The organism is Streptosporangium sp. G12 (genome assembly GCF_052983175.1).
On the sequence record NZ_JBRIQO010000047.1, the window covers coordinates 1 to 19,181 of the forward strand.

The 19,181-nt window shown below is 70.9% G+C and carries 15 protein-coding genes; all 15 read left to right on the forward strand.

Features of this window, described 5'->3' with window-relative positions; genetic code table 11:
- Nucleotides 1–386 precede the first annotated feature (386 nt).
- The 15 genes from ACVCAG_RS43170 (at nt 387) to obgE (ending at nt 19,069) form a co-directional block, all read left to right on the forward strand.
- Nucleotides 387–1,679, forward strand: a complete 1,293-nt coding sequence (locus ACVCAG_RS43170; RefSeq protein ID WP_440089233.1) for a glutamate ligase domain-containing protein — start codon at nt 387–389, stop codon at nt 1,677–1,679.
- A 162-nt stretch (nt 1,680–1,841) separates the two neighbouring features.
- Nucleotides 1,842–2,180 carry a DUF4233 domain-containing protein gene (locus tag ACVCAG_RS43175; RefSeq protein WP_440089235.1) on the forward strand — a complete coding sequence of 113 codons (339 nt, stop codon included), beginning with the start codon at nt 1,842–1,844 and terminating at the stop codon, nt 2,178–2,180.
- A 68-nt stretch (nt 2,181–2,248) separates the two neighbouring features.
- The gene (locus ACVCAG_RS43180) at nt 2,249–4,180 is read left to right on the forward strand and encodes a hypothetical protein (RefSeq protein ID WP_440089236.1); all 1,932 of its coding nucleotides are present in this window, start codon (nt 2,249–2,251) and stop codon (nt 4,178–4,180) included.
- A gap of 91 nt (nt 4,181–4,271) precedes the next feature.
- A complete protein-coding gene (gene ndk, locus ACVCAG_RS43185; RefSeq protein ID WP_362869443.1) occupies nt 4,272–4,682 on the forward strand; it encodes a nucleoside-diphosphate kinase in 411 nt (136 codons plus the stop codon).
- Nucleotides 4,683–4,873: 191 nt separating this feature from the next.
- Entirely contained in the window at nt 4,874–5,905 is a 1,032-nt protein-coding gene (locus tag ACVCAG_RS43190) for a rod shape-determining protein MreB (protein ID WP_436764047.1), read from the forward strand.
- Complete coding sequence (gene mreC, locus ACVCAG_RS43195) at nt 5,905–6,873, forward strand: rod shape-determining protein MreC (protein WP_440089238.1); 969 nt, start codon at nt 5,905–5,907, stop codon at nt 6,871–6,873. Before ACVCAG_RS43190 ends, mreC begins: the two co-directional genes overlap by 1 nt.
- Before the next feature lie 4 nt (nt 6,874–6,877).
- Entirely contained in the window at nt 6,878–7,405 is a 528-nt protein-coding gene (gene mreD, locus ACVCAG_RS43200; protein WP_440089240.1) for a rod shape-determining protein MreD, read from the forward strand.
- A gap of 118 nt (nt 7,406–7,523) precedes the next feature.
- Entirely contained in the window at nt 7,524–9,587 is a 2,064-nt protein-coding gene (mrdA, locus tag ACVCAG_RS43205) for a penicillin-binding protein 2 (RefSeq protein ID WP_440089242.1), read from the forward strand.
- 184 nt (nt 9,588–9,771) lie between these two features.
- Nucleotides 9,772–10,935: a rod shape-determining protein RodA gene (gene rodA / locus ACVCAG_RS43210; protein WP_440089244.1), complete on the forward strand. Its 1,164-nt coding sequence runs from the start codon at nt 9,772–9,774 to the stop codon at nt 10,933–10,935.
- Between the two features lie 120 nt (nt 10,936–11,055).
- Nucleotides 11,056–12,966 (forward strand): TIGR03960 family B12-binding radical SAM protein, encoded by a 1,911-nt coding sequence (locus ACVCAG_RS43215; RefSeq protein ID WP_440089245.1) that lies wholly within the window; start codon nt 11,056–11,058, stop codon nt 12,964–12,966.
- 100 nt (nt 12,967–13,066) lie between these two features.
- On the forward strand, nt 13,067–13,846 hold the full coding sequence (locus ACVCAG_RS43220; protein ID WP_362847973.1) for a TIGR03936 family radical SAM-associated protein: 780 nt from the start codon (nt 13,067–13,069) through the stop codon (nt 13,844–13,846).
- A gap of 97 nt (nt 13,847–13,943) precedes the next feature.
- The gene (locus ACVCAG_RS43225) at nt 13,944–16,823 is read left to right on the forward strand and encodes an Rne/Rng family ribonuclease (protein WP_440089247.1); all 2,880 of its coding nucleotides are present in this window, start codon (nt 13,944–13,946) and stop codon (nt 16,821–16,823) included.
- Nucleotides 16,824–17,031: 208 nt separating this feature from the next.
- Entirely contained in the window at nt 17,032–17,334 is a 303-nt protein-coding gene (gene rplU / locus ACVCAG_RS43230) for a 50S ribosomal protein L21 (RefSeq protein ID WP_030924785.1), read from the forward strand.
- A gap of 19 nt (nt 17,335–17,353) precedes the next feature.
- On the forward strand, nt 17,354–17,611 hold the full coding sequence (gene rpmA, locus ACVCAG_RS43235; protein WP_030924780.1) for a 50S ribosomal protein L27: 258 nt from the start codon (nt 17,354–17,356) through the stop codon (nt 17,609–17,611).
- 105 nt (nt 17,612–17,716) lie between these two features.
- Nucleotides 17,717–19,069: a GTPase ObgE gene (gene obgE / locus ACVCAG_RS43240; RefSeq protein ID WP_440089249.1), complete on the forward strand. Its 1,353-nt coding sequence runs from the start codon at nt 17,717–17,719 to the stop codon at nt 19,067–19,069.
- The last annotated feature ends 112 nt before the right edge of the window (nt 19,070–19,181 follow it).

Consider the following 19,181-nt stretch of genomic DNA (forward strand, 5'->3'; position numbering starts at 1 on the left):
TCACCGCCGGACAATCTTTTGAGGGCCTCCACCGTTGGTGGGGGCCCTCAGGCATGTCCGGACCCTTTTTCCGGCCTCTTTCCCGCGGCCCTCTCCGGGACCTGCCGGTGACTTTTTCCGGGGCCTGCCCGCCACCGCTTTCGGGGGCCTGCCGGCGACCCGTTCCGGGGCCTGTTCGGGACTGTTGCGGGGTCTGCTCGGGGCCCTGTGCGACACCTTCCCAGCGGCCTCCGCCCAGGTATGGTCTTGCGCTTGGATTTCTCGGCCTGTGGAGTTTTATGTGACACGGGGTCCGCGTTGCACCAGCCTTTACAGCCCTGTCCGGGACCCGCCCGGAACGTCAGTAGGCTGGAGACGTGGAATATCGAGCGGTTGAACAAGCGATCATGCAGCGTGGCGTCGAGTGGAACTTCGAGCCCAGCCTCGACAGGATCGCCGCGCTCGTGGATCTGCTCGGCTCTCCGCAGCACTCCTATCCCGTGGTGCACGTGGCCGGTACGAACGGCAAGTCGAGTACGACCCGGATGATCGAAGCACTTCTGCGTGAGCGCAACCTGCGGGTCGGCCGCTTCACCAGCCCTCACCTCGTTTCCATGCGCGAACGCATCAGCGTGGACGGCGCCCCGCTCAGCGAGGAGCGCTTCGTCGAGGTGTACGAGGACATCGCGCCCTACCTGGAGATGGTGGACGCCCAGGGGCGGCGGCTCTCCTTCTTCGAGACCCTCACCGCGATGGCGTTCGCCGCCTTCGCCGACGCTCCGGTGGACGTCGCGGTCATCGAGACGGGAATGGGGGGCATCACCGACGCCACCAACGTCGCCGACGGTGCCGTGGCGGTCATCACGCCCATCTCCCTCGACCACGTCGACTACCTCGGGCCCGACGTCGAGACGATCGCCGGGGAGAAGGCCGGCATCATCAAACCCGGTGCGACCGCGGTGCTCGCGCAGCAGGAGCTTCCCGCGGCCTCGGTGCTGATGAGGCAGGCGGCCGACACCGGTGCCACCGTGGCACGTGAGGGGCTGGAGTTCGGCGTGCTGAGCAGGGAGCTCGCCATCGGTGGGCAACTGCTCCGGCTCAAGGGGCTCAAGGGAACGTACGAGGACATCCTGCTTCCCCTGTACGGTGCCCACCAGGCGAGCAACGCCGCCTGCGCGCTGGCCGCGGTGGAGGCGCTGACCGGCGGGGACGAGCCTCTGGACGCGGAGCTGGTGCGGCAGGCGTTCCTGCAGGTGCGTTCGCCCGGCAGGCTCGAGGTGGTTCGCCGGGGGCCAACGGTGGTCGTCGACGCCGCGCACAACCCGGCGGGGATGCGGGCCAGCCTGGACGCCGTGCAGGAGTCCTTCGACTTCGCGAAGCTCATCGGCGTGGTGGCGGTGTTCGAGGACAAGGACGTCCAGGGCATCCTGGAACTGCTGGAACCGATGATGGACGAGATCGTGGTGACCAGGAACTCCTCGCCGAGGTCCATGGACGTGGACGATCTCGCCGCGCTGGCCGAGGAGATCTTCGGTCTTGACCGGGTGTACCAGGTCGAGCGGCTGGACAGCGCGATCGACCGGGCGATCGGCCTGGTCGACGCCATGGGCGAGTTCAGCGGGGCGGGGGTGCTGATCACCGGGTCGGTGGTGACCGCCGGTGACGCACGGCTCCTGCTCAAGGCGGACGAAGCGCAGTGAGCGGCCGGGTCAGGGTGAGCGACGAGACGCGGTACCCGGGCAGAGCGCGCCGGGTGGACGCGACGCGGTGAAAGAACGAGACGCAGTGGGACGACACAGCAGGACGAGCCGGCCGGGCACGGCGGGTGGGACATGGCCGAGGCGACTCTGGAGGAGCGGAAAATGATCACGGTCACTCCGGGGATGAGACGTCTCTGCGCCAGCGTGCTCGGTATGGAGGCGATAGTCGTTGGCCTGTTCACGCCGGTCGCCATCAACACGCAGGGGATCGAACCGGCCGTCGCGGCCACCGTCGGCCTTGGCCTGGCGTTCCTTTGCGTGGTGGTGATAGGTCTGCTCAAGCGGCCTTTCGCCTATGTCGCGGGGAGCGTGATCCAGGTGCTCGCCATCGCGTCCGGCCTCATGGTCCCGACCATGTTCTTCCTCGGAGCGCTCTTCGCCGCGCTGTGGATCACAGCGATATTCGTCGCTCGCCGTGTCGAGGGCGTGACTTCTCGCTAAAGTCGGCCAACATGGCCGTCCCTCCCATCCAACCGACTCGGGCGGTGTCCACCGGGCCCACGGGCCTGGTGCGCGCACTCCGTGTCTCCCTGATGCTCGACGTCGTCCTCGGACTGCTCGTCGCGGTAGTGCTGCCGCTGGCGATCGTCGCCATCCCCAACACCATCTCGGTGGTCGCCGCCCTCCTGCCGCCGGACATCTCGCAGATAGCGATGATCAGGGCGCACGGGCTGGCGCTTCCCGCGATGGTCCTGACCGTGCCGGTGGCGGCGGTGGCCGTGCACCGGATGAGGGCGGCCCCGATGATGGTCGCGGGGCTGACCCTGCTCGCCTTCGCCGACGCGGCCGGCGGGTACGCCGGGTCCACGGCGCTGGTGGGGGTCCTGCGGGTCCTGCACGGGGTCGGTGCGGGCCTGCTGGTCCCGGCCACCTTGATGGCCGTGTGGGGGCGTTCGGTGCTCCTGAGGGCCGTGTGGGCGGCCGCGTTGACGGCGAGCCTCCTGGCCGCCCAGGCGCTCGCCCTGTGGCCCCTCGACCAGGTCGACTCCTGGCGGGTCACCCTCCAGCCGTACCCGATGCTCACCGGGGTCGCGCTCGTGCTCGCCGCGCTCTACCTGGTGCTGTGGCTGAAGGAAGGCGAGGGTGCCGGTCCCGTGCGGGTCGTCGCGGAACGCGGGCGCACGCTGTGGGTGGTGGTGCCCGCCGCGGGCGTCGCGGCCCTCGCCCTGGGCAGCACGTTCGACTGGTCGCCGAGCCTGGTGATCCGCGCGGCGCTGGTATCCGTCGTCGTCCTGCTGGCCCTGGCCTCCTCCGGCGCCTCGAAGGGCGCTGTCGGCCGGGCGCCGGCCCACGTGATGGTCGCGGTCGGCGTCGTCGCCCTGCCGACCGCCGCTCAGATCACCTACGTCGAACTCGGCGGGCTGGGAGGCCCCGGCCTGTCCGGTCTGTGGCCGGCTTTCGCGATCGCCGCGCTGGTGGGCCTCCTGTCCGCCGCGCTGGCGAACCGGTTGGGTCACCCGGCCATGCCCATGGTCACCGCGGGCGGGCTCGTGGTGATGGTCGCGGGCCTGTGCGCCGTGCGGCTGTTCCTTCCCGCCCCGGGCGGGCTCCCGCTGATCCTCCCGTTCGCGCTGCTCGCGGGCGGTGCCTCGGTGGCGCTCACCGGCGCGCTGCGCTCCTGTGGCGAGGGGGCCGCGCTCCTGGCGCTGTCGTTGTTCTTTCCCGCGGTGCTCGTGGGCTTCCTGCTGGGCAGCGGTGTCCAGGTCACCCGCCTGGAGGAGGCCACGACCCCGCAGGCGCTGGTCGACGGGTTCGTGGACGCCCTGCATCTGTGGGCGCTGATCGGGGGCGGCCTGGTGCTCGTGGTGATCGTGCTCGGCGCCGTCCTGGCCCGTCTCCTGCCCGGCACCCCGGTGAGCACCTGGGATATGAGGGACGGGAGGGATGGGAGAGATGCGCGAGACACCCCGGCCGGTACGGCTGGCGTCTCCTCCGGCGCGGGTTCCGCCTCCGGGCTGGTGCCCTCCCCGGCGGGGGAGGTCGATCTCGCCGGCGGCGCGTGGCCGGCCGCGACGGCGTCAGGACCTCCCAAGCAGGCCGGACCCGCCAACCAGACCGGGCGGACCGGGCAGCCCAAGCAGGGCGGGCAGAGCGGGCAGTCGGAACGGGACGGGCAGGCCGAGCAGGTGAGACACGCGGTGGTGCGGCCGCGCTCCGAGGCCGCGGCCGCACCGCAGCCGCAGGTCAGCCCGGATCTCGAGGCCGGACCCATGGCGGCGACCGAATCCATGAGCGGGTCCATGGCCGTCAGCGGGGGCGGGCACGGGGCGGGCAAGGGCGGCAGGCCCAGGCCCCGGCACGAGCCCGACCGCGTCCCCGAGCGCGACCCTGAGCCGGAGACGGAGACCGAGCAGGAGAAGGTCGTCGCGCCGCCCGTGGTGGTGCCACCGCCCGCGCCCTCGCCCGAGGACGGCCCGGGGAACGGGCCCGCCCTCCAGTGACCTCGCCGACCACGGGGAATCGCGCGAAGGACGGTAAACTTCGCGCGATTACCGCAGTCCGCGACCCATACATGTTCAAAGGAGAACTTCAGTGTCCGAGCGCACCCTTGTCCTGATCAAGCCCGACGGTGTGGCACGTGGTCTCATCGGCGATGTGATCGCCCGTGTCGAGCGCAAGGGTCTGAAGGTCGTGGCGCTGGAGCTGCGCACCCTGGACGTCGACACCGCCAAGGCGCACTACGCCGAGCACTCCGAGCGGCCGTTCTTCGGCGAGCTGGTGGAGTTCATCACCTCCGGCCCGCTGGTCGCGCTGGTGCTCGAGGGGCCGCGCGCCATCGAGGCCTTCCGCGGTCTCGCCGGCCTCACCGACCCCGTCAAGTCCGCGCCCGGCACCATCCGCGGCGATCACGCCCTGGAGATCGGCGAGAACGTCGTCCACGGTTCCGACTCTCCCGAGTCCGCCGCAAGGGAGATCAAGATCTTCTTCCCGGATCGCTTCTAGACGCACGCTTTCGCCGCGTTTGCCGGGCCCCGCCGTCCTTGTGGACGGCGGGGCCCGGTGTATTCGGCCAACCCAAGATTTTGCTGCGGCAGGCCGCCTCATTGCGCTCAATGGTGGGTACGTCACGTTACGATTCGAGTGCGTTCCGTAGTTTTCGCCGACGACCTGACGGAAGGAGGCCGGCCTTCCTCATGGGCAGCAATCTTGCTTTTCTGGGCCGTGACATGGCGGTCGACCTCGGCACCGCGAACACCCTCGTGTACGTGCGAGGCCGCGGGATCGTGCTCAACGAGCCGTCCGTCGTGGCGATCAACACCGCGACGGGGAAGATCGTGGCTGTTGGCATCGAGGCCAAGCGGATGATAGGCCGCACTCCTGGCAACATCGTGGCCATCCGCCCGCTCAAGGACGGCGTCATCGCCGACTTCGACGTCACCGAGCGCATGCTGCGCTATTTCATCCAGCGGGTGCACAAGCGCCGCCACTTCGCCAAGCCGCGCATCATCATCGCCGTGCCGAGCGGGATCACCGGGGTCGAGCAGCGAGCGGTCAAGGAGGCCGGTTACCAGGCGGGCGCGCGCAGGGTCTACATCGTCGAGGAGCCCATGGCCGCCGCGATCGGCGCCGGGCTCCCGGTGCACGAGCCCACCGGCAACATGGTGATCGACATAGGCGGTGGCACCACCGAGGTGGCGATCATCTCGATGGGTGGCGTGGTCACCAGCCAGTCGATCAGGGTGGGCGGCGACGAGATGGACCAGGCGATCATCGCCTTCGCCAAGAAGGAGCACTCGCTCATGCTCGGCGAGCGCACCGCCGAGGAGATCAAGATGGCCATCGGCTCCGCGTGCATGCTCCCCGAGGAGAGTCACGCCGAGATCCGGGGCCGCGACCTGGTCAGCGGCCTGCCCAAGACGATCGTGGTGTCGGCAGCGGAGATCCGCAAGGCCATCGAGGAGCCGTTGAACGTGATCGTCGACGCGGTCAAGACGACGCTCGACAAGTGCCCGCCCGAGCTTTCCGGAGACCTGATGGACCGCGGGATCGCCCTCACCGGGGGCGGGGCGCTCCTCAAGGGCATGGACGAGCGGCTGAAGGCCGAGACCGGCATGCCGATCCACCTCGTCGACAACGCCCTCGACTCCGTCGCGCTCGGCTCGGGCAAGTGCGTCGAGGACTTCGACGCCTTGCAGCAGGTCCTGGTTCCCGAGCCGCGGCACTGATGAAGGACACCCGCCGGGCACGGGTCAACCTGGGGCTGCTGCTGGCCGCCGCGCTCGTGCTCGTGACCATCGACCACCGTTCGGTCACGGAGTCGCCGTTCGGTCCGCTCAGGACGGCGGGCACGACGCTGTTCGGCGCCGCGGAGAGCGCGGGGGCGGGCCTCGTGCGGCCGGTCGGCGAGTTCTTCGAGACGATGGCCGGGGCTCCCTCGGCGCGCGCTCGTATCGAGCGGCTGCGCGCGGAGAACCAGCGGCTCAGGCACGACCTGGCGGCGCAGAGCCTCGATCGGGGGCGATCCCGGGAGCTTCGCAGGCTGCTCGGTGTCGCGGGGACCGGCGGATACCGGATCCTGCCCACCCAGGTGATCGCCCGGCGCGGCGCCCCCGGTTTCGAGGATGCCGTCGAACTCGACGTGGGACGCGCCGACGGGGTGCGCCCGGAGATGACCGTGCTGAACGCCGACGGCCTGGTCGGCAGGGTGGTCCAGGTGGGCCCGTCCACTTCGACGGTGGTCCTGCTCAGCGACCCCGCCTCGGCGGCGGGGGCCCGGCTGGAGGGCAGCAACGAGATCGGGGTGGTGCACGGCGTGGGGGAGCACGGCCGCCTGGTCCGCTTCCGGCTGCTCGACTCGACCGCGCCGATCACCCCGGGCCACCGCATCGTGAGTTTCGGCTCCCAGCGTGGCGCGCCGTACGTGGCGGGGGTGCCGATCGGGGTGGTGGAGCGGGTGGAGGCCACGCCGGGTGAGCTGACCCGCATCGCGTACGCGCGGCCGTCCGCCGATCTCACCGCGCTGGACGTGGTCGGCGTGGTGGTACGGGCGCCGCACCGCGACCCGCGTGACGCGGTGCTCCCGCCCGGTCCGCGCGAGACGAGGGCATCGACGCCGGAGCGGTCCACGCCACGCTCACCCGACTCCGGCCCGCGTGAGGCGGAGGCTCCTCGCGGCCGGCGAGAGGGGGCCTGACGGGATGGGCCGCAACGCGGCCTTCGGGCTGCTGCTCCTGGGGATCATGATCGTCCAGGTGACCGTCGTCAACAGGCTGCCGCTGCCCGGGCATGCCGCACCGGATCTGGTGCTGCTCGCCGTGGTGGGGTACGCGCTGGCGCGCGGGGCCGCCGCGGGGGCGGTCATGGGCTTCGCCACCGGGCTCGTCAGCGACCTGCTGCCACCGGCGGCGCACCTGCTCGGGCACAACGCGCTCGTGCTCTGCCTCATGGGCTTCATGGCGGGACGCGCGGTGGAGAGCCGGCCGGGCGCGGAGCCCCTCGCGGCGATGGCCTGCGCGGTCGCCGGCCCCGTGGTCGCCCTGGTGACAGGCGCGCTGGTGGGGGATCCGCGGACCGGGGTCTCCATGCTGACGACGGTGTTGCCACAGGCGATGGCCTACAACCTGCTCGCCGCGCCACCCGTGGTGTGGATGGTGCGAAGGCTCGTCCGAGGGCCGGAGTCGCGCCCCATCCGGGTGCCCCGGCACGTCATGCGGAGTCGCCTATGAGGCCACGTACGCGGCCTCGCACGCCGTGGGGTCGCGGCGGGTCTCGCCGCGGGGGGAGCGGGAGGCCGGGCGGGTCGGGGGTCGGGGGTTCCGGCCGGGTGCGCGGGGAGGATGGGGCATGGGCCTGATGCGGGGGCGGCTGGTCGTGGTGCAGGTGCTGGTGGTGTCGATTCTGGCGCTGCTCGCCGTAAGGCTCTGGCAGGTGCAGGTGGTGCGCGGTACGGAGTACGTGAAGGCCGCGACCGAGACGCGCACGCGTGACGTCGTCGTTCCCGCGGTGCGCGGGCAGATCCTCGACGCGACGGGCCGTCCGCTGGTGCGCAACCGGACCACGCTGGTGGTCTCGGTCGACCGTACGCGCCTGAACCGGATGGCGGGCAACGGTGAGGAGGTGCTCCAGAGGCTGGCCGGCGTGCTCGGCCGCCGTCCCACCGAGCTGCGGGAGCGGATCAGGGCGTGCGGCCCCGGGATCGCCCGCCCCTGCTGGCCGGGGTCCCCGTACCAGCCGATCCCCATCGACGTCGACGTCACCACGCGCGAGGCCCTGCAGATCCTGGAGCGGCAGGAGGAGTTCCCCGGGGTCACGGCCGAGGTGCAGGCGGTGCGGGAGTATCCGCGCAAGGGCGCGGGCGCGCAGGCGCTCGGCTACCTGCAGCCGATCACGCAGGAGGAGCTGGACAGGCGCGACGGGCTCAGGGCGGCGTTCTCCGGGGTCGACCTGGTGGGCAGGGACGGCCTGGAGTCGGTCTACGACGTGCCGCTGCGGGGGACGCCGGGGATGCGGCGGGTGCAGGTCGACCGGCTCGGCAAGGTCATCGGGGTGGAGCGGCACGTGTCGCCGATCCCGGGCGACACGCTCATCACCAGCATCGACGCCAGGGTGCAGACCCTGGCCGAGAAGGCGCTGGCCGAGGCGATGAAGGGCGCGCCCAAGGCCGACGGGGCGGCGGCGGTGGTGCTGGACGCGAGGACCAGCCGGGTGATCGCGCTGGCCAGCGCGCCGACGTACGATCCGGCGGTCTGGAGCGGGGGCATCTCCGAGACGGAGTACCAGCGCCTGCTGTCCGGCAAGACCGGCAAGCCGCTGGTGTCGAGGGCGATCAAGGGCGAGTTCGCGCCCGGTTCGACGTTCAAGGTGTCGTCGGTGTCGGCGATGCTCAGGGACGGCTACCCGCTGCACGGCAAGTACGACTGCCCGGGGTCCTTCATGGTGGGCGACCGGCCGTTCAACAACTTCCGCGGCATCGGGCTGGGCGTCCTCAACCTGCACATGGCGCTGGTGAAGTCGTGCGACACGATCTTCTACCGGGCGGCGTACGAGCAGTGGCTGCGCGACGGCGGGCTCAATCCCAAGGGGAGGCCCAAGGAGCCGATGGCGAACATGGCGCGCGCCTACGGGTTCGGCCGCCCCACGGGCATCGACCTGCCGGGCGAGTCACCGGGCAGGATCCCCGACCGGGCGTGGAAGAAGGCGCTCTGGGCGGTGACCAAGGAGGACAACTGCAGGCGGTCCAAGACCGGCTATCCGGAGGTGGCCAAGAGCAGTCCCAGCAGGGCCGCGTTCCTCAAGCGGCTGGCGTACGAGAACTGCCTGGAGGGATTCCAGTGGCGGCCGGGTGACGCCGCCAACTTCTCCATCGGGCAGGGCGACGTGCTGGTGACGCCGCTGCAGCTGGCGGCGGCCTACGCGGCGCTGGTCGGGGACGGCAAGCTGCGCAGCCCCAGGGTGGGCTGGGCGCTGGTGCGTCCCGACGGCACCAAGGTCAAGGAGATCAAGGTGCCGGTCGTGGGAAAGCTGCCGATCACGCGGGAGGAGCGGGCCTACATCAAGGGCGCGCTGAGCGAGGTCGCCTCCGACGGCACCGCGGCCGGGGCCTTCTCGGGGTTCCCCATGGACAAGATCAAGATTGGTGGGAAGACCGGCACCGCCGAGGTCTACGGCAAGGCCGACACGTCCTGGTTCGCCTCGTTCGCCCCGACGGACAAGCCGCGGTTCGTGATCGTCGTCATGGTGTCCCAGGGCGGGATGGGCGGTCAGACCGCGGCTCCGGCGGTACGGAAGATCTACGAGGGCATCTACGGCTTCAAGCCCGACGGGAAGCCGTCCTCCTCGGTCCTGCCGGGCGGGCGCCCGGCGAGGGCGCTCCCGGTGATCGCCAAGGACGGGACGGTGTCGCGATGACGACCTCGATGACGCCGGCGGCGCCGGCGCCTGCGCGGGAGGGAACATTCGCGCGGACGTCCACGGGCGTGCCCGCCGCGGTGCCCGCCGCGATGTCTGTCATGGTGTCCGCGGTGGGGCTCGCGGGGGTGCCGGTGGTGACCGTCGCGACGGCGTCGGCGGTGACGTCCGCCGGGGAGGCGGCGTGAACCGGGCGGCCGCGCCGCCGAGGGCGTCCCTGGCCGGCCGGACGGTGGCGGCCGCCTCCACGGTGGGCCGGATGGACGGGCTGATGCTGGTCGCCGTCGCCGCGCTGGCGGTGATCGGCACGATGCTGGTCTGGTCGTCGACCAGGACGTGGGCGGCCGGCTCCACGGGGCTGGTCAAGAAGCACATCCTCAACCTCGTCATCGGTGCCGTGCTGGCCGGTACGGCCGCGATGGTGGACCACCGGGCGCTGCGGGTCTTCGCGCCGCTGATCTACGGCGCGACGCTGGTCGGGCTGATCCTGGTGATCACGCCGCTCGGCAGCACCGTGAACGGCGCCCACTCGTGGATCATGCTGGGCGGCGGTTTCGCGTTCCAGCCGTCGGAGTTCGCCAAGCTCGGACTGGTGCTGATGCTCGCCATGCTGCTGGCACAACCCGTCAGGGGCACCGACCGGCCGCGCGGTTTCGACGTCGTGATCGCGCTGGTGGTGTCCATGTTCACCATGGGCCTGGTGATGCTCCAGCCCGACCTGGGCACCACGATGGTCATCGGGGTGATCACTGCCGGCACGATCGTCGTGGCGGGGGTCCGCAAGCGCTGGATCGCCGGGCTCACCCTCAGCGTGGTCGGCGCGGGGGTGGCCGTGTGGTTCCTCGACGTCCTGGAGCCGTACCAGATCGCCCGGTTCACCGCGTTCCTCAACCCGGCCAGCGATCCGCGCGGCGTCGGCTACAACAGCACCCAGTCGCTGATCGCGATCGGGTCGGGGGAGGTGTTCGGCAAGGGGCTGTTCGGGGGTGGCCAGACCACCGGCCGTTTCGTGCCCGAGCAGCACACCGACTTCATCTTCACGGTGGCGGGGGAGGAGTTCGGTTTCCTCGGCTCGGTCACCGTGGTGGCGCTGCTCGGGGTGATCCTGGTGCGCGGGGTGCGGATCGCGCGCGAGTGTGACGACCGGTTCGGCGCGCTGGTGGCCGGTTCGATCGTGTGCTGGCTGGCCTTCCAGTCGTTCGTCAACATCGGGATGACCATCGGGATCATGCCCATCACCGGTCTTCCCCTGCCGTTCGTCTCCTACGGCGGCACCGCCACCTTCGCCAACATGATCGCCTTCGGCCTGCTCCAGGCGATCCACATGCGCAGGCAGCCGCTCCGGTGACCGTTTCGGCGCCCTTTCCGCGTTCGCACCGCCCGTGAGGAGCCGCGTCACCGGCCCGGCTCGCCGTGAGCGGGCGACGACCGCCTGTGGCACCCTCTCCAGGCGGATATTCTTGAAGGCATGTCTGTCGAGTCGCTGTTTCCCCGCCTGGAAGCGCTCCTGCCCAGGGTGCAGAAGCCGATCCAGTATGTCGGAGGTGAGCTCAACTCGACCGTCAAGGACTGGGACGAGGCCACGGTCCGCTGGGCGCTGATGTATCCGGACGCCTACGAGGTCGGGCTGCCCAACCAGGGCGTCCAGATTCTCTACGAGATCCTCAACGAGCTGCCGGAGACGCTGGCCGAGCGGACCTACGCGGTCTGGCCCGACCTCGAGGCGCTCATGCGCTCCGAGGGCGTGCCCCAGTTCACGGTCGACGCGCACCGGCCCGTACGGGCGTTCGACGTGCTCGGGCTCTCCTTCTCGACCGAGCTCGGCTACACCAACATGCTGACCGCGCTGGATCTGGCGGGCATCCCGCTGGAGGCGGCCGACCGGGGCGAGGACGACCCGATCGTGCTGGCCGGCGGTCACGCGGCGTTCAACCCCGAGCCGATCGCCGACTTCCTCGACGCCGCCGTGCTGGGCGACGGGGAGCAGATCGCCATCGCGATCACCGAGGTCATCCGCGAGTGGAAGGCCGAGGGCAGGCCCGGCGGGCGCGACGGGCTGCTGATGCGGCTGGCCGAGTCCGGCGGGGTCTACGTGCCGAAGTTCTACGACGTCGACTACCACGCCGACGGCCGGATCCAGCGCGTCGCGCCCAACAGGTCGGGCGTGCCGTGGCGGATCCACAAGCACACCGTGATGGACCTGGACGAGTGGCCCTATCCCAAGAAGCCGCTTGTCCCGCTGGCCGAGACCGTGCACGAGCGGTTCAGCGTGGAGATCTTCCGCGGGTGCACCCGGGGGTGCCGGTTCTGCCAGGCCGGCATGATCACCCGTCCGGTGCGGGAGCGCTCGATCACCACGATCGGCGACATGGTCGAGGCGGGCGTCAAGGCGTCCGGCTTCAACGAGGTCGGCCTGCTGTCGCTCTCCTCGGCCGACCACTCCGAGATCGGCGAGGTCGCCAAGGGGCTGGCCGACCGCTACGAGGGCACCAACACCTCCCTGTCGCTGCCCTCGACCCGGGTCGACGCCTTCAACATCGACCTGGCGAACGAGTTCTCCCGCAACGGCCGCCGCTCGGGCCTGACGTTCGCCCCGGAGGGCGGTTCCGAGCGGATGCGCAAGGTGATCAACAAGATGGTCACCGAGGAAGACCTGATCAGGACGGTCACCACCGCGTACACCCAGGGCTGGCGGCAGGTGAAGCTCTACTTCATGTGCGGCCTGCCCACCGAGGAGGACGCCGACGTCCAGGGCATCGCCGACCTGGCCAAGAAGGTCATCAAGGCGGGCCGCGAGGCCACCGGGTCGCGCGACGTCCGCTGCACGGTCTCCATCGGCGGTTTCGTTCCCAAGCCGCACACCCCGTTCCAGTGGGCCGGCCAGGCCGACCACGAGACGGTCGACCGCAGGCTCAAGGCCTTGAAGGACGCCCTGCGCGGCGACCGGGACTACGGACGTGCCATCGGCCTTCGCTACCACGACGGCAAGCCCTCGATCGTGGAGGGCCTGCTCTCCCGGGGAGACCGCCGGGTCGGGAAGGTCATCCGCGCGGTGTGGGCGGGGGGCGGCCGGTTCGACGGCTGGAGCGAGCACTTCTCCTACCAGCGCTGGATGGACGCCGCCGCCGAGGTCGGCGTCGACGTCGACTGGTACACCACGCGCGAGCGCGAGGAGAACGAGGTCCTGCCCTGGGACCACCTCGACGCCGGTCTCGACCGCGAGTGGCTCTGGCAGGACTGGCAGGACGCGGTCAACGACGTCGAGGTCGAGGACTGCCGCTGGACCCCGTGTTACGACTGCGGCGTCTGCCCCACGATGGGGACCGAGATCCAGATCGGGCCCACCGGGAAGAAGCTGCTGCCACTGACGGTTGTCTGAGGTGGGCGGTGCGTGAGCACCGCTCCCGAAACGACGACCACGACTTGGGAAGGACGACACCACCCTGAAACCCGCTCCCGACGGGCCGCCGCCCGCGCCCGTGGTGCAGCGCCTGCGCGTGCGCTACGCCAAGCGCGGCCGCCTGCGCTTCACCAGTCACCGCGACATCACCAGGGCCCTCGAACGGGCGGTCCGGAGAGCCGACGTCCCGGTGGCGTTCAGCGCGGGCTTCTCGCCCCACCCGAAGATCTCCTACGTGGGAGCGGCCGCCCCCACCGGGGTCGCCAGCGAGGCCGAATACTTCGAGATCAGCGTGACGCGCGAGTGTGACCCCGAGCGGCTGCGAGCCGCCCTGGACGCCTCGCTGCCGCCCGGTCTCGACGTGCTCGACGTCGTCGAGGCGGGCTCCGCGAGCCTGGCCGACCAGATGGAGTGCTCGGCGTGGGAGCTGCGGCTGCCAGGAGCCGATCTCGCCCTCGCCGGGGCCGCGGCCGAGAAATTCGTCGCCACGGACCACATCGAGGTCGAACGCCTTACGAAGAAGGGGATGCGACGCTTCGACGCACGTGAAGCGGTGCTGAGCCTCGGGGTATTTGAGAGAACTGAGACAACAGCAGGTCAGGCGTCCAGTCAGCCATGTGTCATACTTCGCATGGTTGTACGGCACGAAACTCCTGCCGTTCGACCCGACGACGTTCTCACTGGACTGCGTCTTGTGGCTGACTTCGCGCCGCCGGTGCCCCCCGAGGTGACCAGGCTGGCGCAGGGCCCGCTGGACGTTCACACCGGTGAGCCCGCCGATCCGTTCGGCCTGGACCGCGACATCACGCGCGGCGGCGAAGCGGAACCGGTGGGCAGGCACGTCGGCGGCGACATATAGGACTTGGCGCCGGGCCCCAGGCCTGGCGGACAGTGAGAGACGAGAGCTCCCGCGCGGCGCGGAGACGCGCCCGGGAGCTGAACGGGAGAGCGCCCGCATGCTCGACAACGAGCCCATCGCCGGGGTGAACACCCCTGGCGGGGATACGACAACAGAAGACACCCGGCCGCCGGCGACCCGCCGCAGGGCGGCGAGCCGGCCCGCCGGACCTCCGCCGGAGGAGCCGGAGCCGGCCCCCGCGGTCACGGCCCCACCCGCGCCGGTCGCGCAGACCGCGCCGGTCGCGCAGACCGCGCCTGCCGCGCCGCCCGCGGCCCCCGCACCCGCGGCGGAGCCACCGGCCGAGGCGCCGGAGCCCGCGGTGGCGGCCCCCAAGCGCGCCAGCAGGCGCAAGACGGCCGTGGCGGACGGTACGACCACCACCACGCGGCGTAGCCGTGCGAAGAAGCCGGTCGCCGAGACCGCCGAGACCGTCGAGCCCGCCGAGTCCGCCGAGGCGGAGCCCGCGCCGGTCGCGGAGACGACGGCGCCCGCGGCGCCCGCGGTGGCGCCACCCGCCGTGCCGGATCCCTTCGCCGTCCCCCAGCCTTTCGCCAAGGCCGAGACCGAGGCCGAGACCGGAGCCGAGCCCGCGCCCCAGGAGGCGCCCGCCGCTCCCGCCAAGCGCACCCGTACGCGCAAGAAGGCCGCCCCGCGCGAGGCGCCGCAGGCCGAGCGGAGCGTCCCCGACGTGTCACCGGCCGAGGCGGAGGAGGAGGCCGAGGCGGAGCTGCTGCTCGACCTGCCCGCCGACGAGCCGCTCGACGACGAGCCCGCGGGCGAGGACATCGTCGAGGAGCGGTCCGTCCTGTTCGCCGACCCCTTCGGGCTGGCCGGCCAGGAACGTTCCGAGGTGCCCTCGGTGACCTTCCAGGCGCCCGCCGCGGTGTTCCAGCCGCTGTTCCAGGCCCCCGACCCGCAGCGGGCCGCTCAGGCCGCCACGCGTCCCGCGCCGGTCCAGCCCGCCGCGCCGGAGCCCGAGCCCGCCGAGACGAAGGCCGAGAAGGTCGACAGGGCCGAGAAGGCCGAGCTCGCCGAGGAGATCGAGGACGACGACTCCGACGGTGACGACGACGGCAGCGGCCGCCGGCGGCGGCGCCGCAGGGGCGGCCGGGGCCGCGGCAAGGCGCGCGACCTCGACGAGTCCGAGGAGACCGAGGCCGAGCAGGACGACGAGGAGCGGCCCGAGGCCGAGCAGGACGACGACTCGGAGAGCGGCAGCTCTCGCCGGCGTCGCCGCAGGCGGCGCAGGGGCACCGACGAGCCCGGCGACGTCCCGGACGACCCGCCGAACACGGTGGTGCGCATCCGCGCGCCCCGCGCCGGGCGCAGCACCTCGGTGGACGAGGTGCAGAGCGTGCGCGGCTCGACCCGCCTGGAGGCCAAGAAGCAGCGCCGCCGCGAGGGCCGCGAGCTCGGCCGCAGGCGTCCGCCGATCATCACCGAGTCGGAGTTCCTGGCCCGCAGGGAGTCCGTCGAGCGCATGATGGTGGTCCGCCGCACCGGCGGGCGCACCCAGATCGCGGTGCTGGAGGACGGCGTCCTCGTCGAGCACTACGTCAACCGCGAGGCGAGCCAGTCGTACGTGGGCAACGTCTACCTCGGCAAGGTGCAGAACGTCCTGCCGAGCATGGAGGCGGCGTTCGTCGACATCGGCAAGGGCCGCAACGCGGTCCTGTACGCCGGCGAGGTGAACTTCGACACCGCCGGGCTGGAAGGACAGCCCAAGCGGATCGAGGTGGCGCTGAAGTCGGGCCAGTCGGTGCTGGTGCAGGTCACCAAGGACCCGATGGGCCACAAGGGCGCACGCCTGACGAGCCAGATCAGCCTGCCGGGACGTTACCTGGTCTACGTGCCCGACGGCTCGATGACCGGCATCAGCCGCAAGCTCCCCGACAAGGAGCGCACCCGCCTCAAGAGCATCCTGAAGAAGGTCATGCCGGAGAACGCGGGGGTCATCGTCCGTACGGCCGCCGAGGGCGCGTCGGAGGACGAGCTGGCCCGCGACGTGGCCAGGCTGTCGGCGCAGTGGGAGAACATCCAGCGCAAGGCCAAGTCGGCCAGTGCGCCCGAGCTGCTCTCCTCCGAGCCCGACCTCACCGTCCGGGTGGTCCGCGACGTCTTCAACGAGGACTTCGCCTCGCTGGTCGTCGCGGGCGACGTGTGGGAGACGGTCGACGAGTACGTCCGCTACGTCGCCCCGCACCTGGTCGACCGCCTCAGCAGGTGGGAGGAGGGCGGCGACGTCTTCGCCGCGTACCGGATCGACGAGCAGATCGCCAAGGCGATGGAGCGCAAGGTCTGGCTGCCCAGCGGCGGCTCGCTGGTGATCGACAGGACCGAGGCCATGACCGTGGTCGACGTCAACACCGGCAAGTTCACCGGCCAGGGCGGCAACCTCGAGGAGACCGTCACCCGCAACAACCTGGAGGCGGCCGAGGAGATCGTCCGCCAGCTCAGGTTGCGCGACATCGGCGGCATCATCGTCATCGACTTCATCGACATGGTGCTGGAGAACAACCGGGACCTGGTGCTGCGGCGGCTGCTGGAGTGCCTGGCCCGCGACCGTACCAAGCACCAGGTGGCCGAGGTGACCTCCCTGGGCCTGGTCCAGATGACGCGCAAGCGGGTCGGCCAGGGCCTCCTGGAGGCCTTCTCCACCGTCTGTGAGTGCTGCAACGGCCGTGGCCTGCACGTCTCGTCCGAACCGGTCGAGGGTAAGCCCGAGCCGCGCGGCACCCAGGGCAAGATGGCCGTGGAGAAGGCCGTCGCGGAGAAGCTCGGCAAGGACGGTAACCACGCGGTGGCGGCCGGTGACCCCTCAGGCCGTGATACGGTGACCGATGCGCTTGACGGAGTCCAGCATGAGGACGGTCAGGCAGCACAGGCTTCTGGCCGGGGGCGGAGACGCTCCCGCAAGGCCAGGCCGGCCGATTAGACCCCGTCCCGCACAGGGACGGGGCCGAAGACCGGCACCCCCGACGTTCCGCCCGGTTCGACCAGGACACCGTCAATCCGGTACCCTGGTGAACCGGTGCGCTCATGGCGCGCCCTGTTCGCGCGCCTACCCGGTACGTCATCAATGACCACAGCCGGATGCGGGGCGCAGCATCCAGCGAGCAAGCAGTCAGAAGAAGGGTTCCGCGGTGTACGCGATCGTTCGTTGCGGCGGCAGGCAGCAGAAGGTCTCCGTCGGTGACGTCCTTGAAGTGGACAAGGTCGCCGGCGAGGTCGGTTCCACGGTTTCGCTGCCGACGGTCCTCGTCGTCAACGACGGCGACGTGACCACCGAGGCGGGCAAGTTCACGGTTGCCGCCGAGATTCTCGGTGAGACCAAGGGTCCGAAGATCCGGATTCTGAAGTACAAGAACAAGTCGGGGTACAAGAAGCGCCAGGGTCACCGCCAGCGGTACACCCAGGTGAAGATCACCGGCATCGACCAGGCCTGAGTTTCGGGAGTTTTGCGAGATGGCACACAAGAAGGGCGCGTCGTCCACTCGGAACGGCCGCGACTCCAACGCCCAGCGGCTCGGTGTGAAGCGCTTCGGCGGTCAGCTGGTCAACGCCGGCGAGATCATCGTTCGTCAGCGCGGCACCCACTTCCACCCCGGCGACAACGTCGGCCGTGGAAGTGACGACACGCTGTTCGCGCTGGCCGCGGGCCACGTTCTGTTCGGTGTCAAGCGCGGGCGCCGCGCGGTGAGCATCGTCCCGGTCGCGGAGTAGATTCGCGCCGACAGACGTTACGGCAGGGGTGGATCGCATTCATGCGGTCCACCCCTGTTCGTGTTTTCAGCAGAAGTTCCCGTAGATAGAGGTAGGAAAGTAGACATGCCGGACTTTGTGGACCAGGTGGTCCTGCACATCAAGGCCGGTGACGGGGGAAACGGCTGCGCCTCTGTCCATCGGGAGAAGTTCAAGCCGCTGGGGGGCCCCGACGGGGGCAACGGCGGCCGGGGCGGTGACGTGATCCTGGAGGTCGACGCCAACACGGCGACCCTCCTGGAGTATCACCGCCGCCCGCACCGCAAGGCCGACAACGGCAAGCAGGGGCAGGGCGCCAACCGTGACGGCGCCAACGGCGGCGACATCATCATCCCGGTGCCCGACGGCACCGTGGTCAAGAACGCCGACACCGGCGAGGTCCTGATCGACCTGATCGGCGCGGGCACCCGCTACGTGATCGCCGAGGGCGGGCACGGCGGGCTCGGCAACGCCGCCCTGGCCTCCGCCAAGCGCAAGGCCCCCGGCTTCGCGCTGCTCGGCGAGCCCGGCGACGAGGTCGACGTCATGCTGGAGATGAAGAGCGTCGCCGACGTGGCGCTCGTCGGCTTCCCCAGTGCGGGCAAGTCCTCCCTGATCGCCGCGCTCTCCGCCGCCCGCCCGAAGATCGCCGACTACCCGTTCACCACCCTGGTCCCCAACCTCGGGGTGGTCACCGCGGGCGAGACCATCTTCACCGTCGCCGACGTGCCCGGCCTGATTCCCGGCGCCTCGCAGGGCAAGGGCCTGGGGCACGAGTTCCTGCGTCACGTCGAGCGCTGCAACACGCTCGTGCACGTGATCGACTGCGCCACGATGGAGCCGGGCCGCGACCCGATCAGCGACTACGAGGCCATCGAGGCCGAGCTGGCGGCGTACGGCAAGCTGGAGGACCGGCCGCGCCTGGCGGTGCTCAACAAGTCCGACGTACCCGACGCCCGCGAGCTGTCCGACATCGTGAGGCCGATGCTCGAGGAGCGGGGCCTGCGGGTCTTCACGATCTCCGCGGCCACCCACGACGGGCTCAAGGAGCTGACCTACGCCATGGGCGAGATGGTCGCCGCCGCCAGGGCCGCCGCTCCCGTCCTGGAGCCGACCCGCCTGGTCATCAGGCCCAAGCAGCACGGCGACGCGGGATTCGCCGTCCGCAGGGTCGACGAGCGCACCTTCCAGGTCACCGGAGTCAAGCCGGAGCGGTGGATCCGCCAGACCGACTTCACCAACGACGAGGCCGTGGGCTACCTGGCGGACCGGCTGGAGCGGCTCGGTGTCGAGGAGGAGCTCACCAAGGCCGGCGCGAAGGCCGGGGCCGAAGTGATCATCGGTTCCATGGAGAGTGGCTACATCTTCGACTGGCAGCCGACGCTCAACGCGGAGGCCGTGCGCCAGGGGCCGCGCGGCTCCGACAACCGGCTCGGTTAGCGGGATCGTCCCGGCGGTGCCGCCCCGGGCCGGGCCGCCTGGGAGGTCCCCTCCGGGCGGAGCGTCCGAACAGGCGGTCCGGACGGGCGGCTCGGATAGTCTGACCTTCCAA

Excerpts from the sequence above, each read along its gene's own strand:
- ACVCAG_RS43170 (WP_440089233.1), top strand. The coding sequence starts at position 387 with ATGCAGCGTGGCGTCGAGTGGAACTTCGAGCCCAGCCTCGACAGGATC.
- ACVCAG_RS43175 (WP_440089235.1), top strand. The coding sequence starts at position 1,842 with ATGATCACGGTCACTCCGGGGATGAGACGTCTCTGCGCCAGCGTGCTC.
- ACVCAG_RS43190 (WP_436764047.1), top strand. The coding sequence starts at position 4,874 with ATGGGCAGCAATCTTGCTTTTCTGGGCCGTGACATGGCGGTCGACCTC.
- mreC (WP_440089238.1), top strand. The coding sequence starts at position 5,905 with ATGAAGGACACCCGCCGGGCACGGGTCAACCTGGGGCTGCTGCTGGCC.
- mreD (WP_440089240.1), top strand. The coding sequence starts at position 6,878 with ATGGGCCGCAACGCGGCCTTCGGGCTGCTGCTCCTGGGGATCATGATC.
- mrdA (WP_440089242.1), top strand. The coding sequence starts at position 7,524 with ATGGGCCTGATGCGGGGGCGGCTGGTCGTGGTGCAGGTGCTGGTGGTG.
- ACVCAG_RS43215 (WP_440089245.1), top strand. The coding sequence starts at position 11,056 with ATGTCTGTCGAGTCGCTGTTTCCCCGCCTGGAAGCGCTCCTGCCCAGG.
- ACVCAG_RS43225 (WP_440089247.1), top strand. The coding sequence starts at position 13,944 with ATGCTCGACAACGAGCCCATCGCCGGGGTGAACACCCCTGGCGGGGAT.
- rpmA (WP_030924780.1), top strand. The coding sequence starts at position 17,354 with ATGGCACACAAGAAGGGCGCGTCGTCCACTCGGAACGGCCGCGACTCC.
- obgE (WP_440089249.1), top strand. The coding sequence starts at position 17,717 with ATGCCGGACTTTGTGGACCAGGTGGTCCTGCACATCAAGGCCGGTGAC.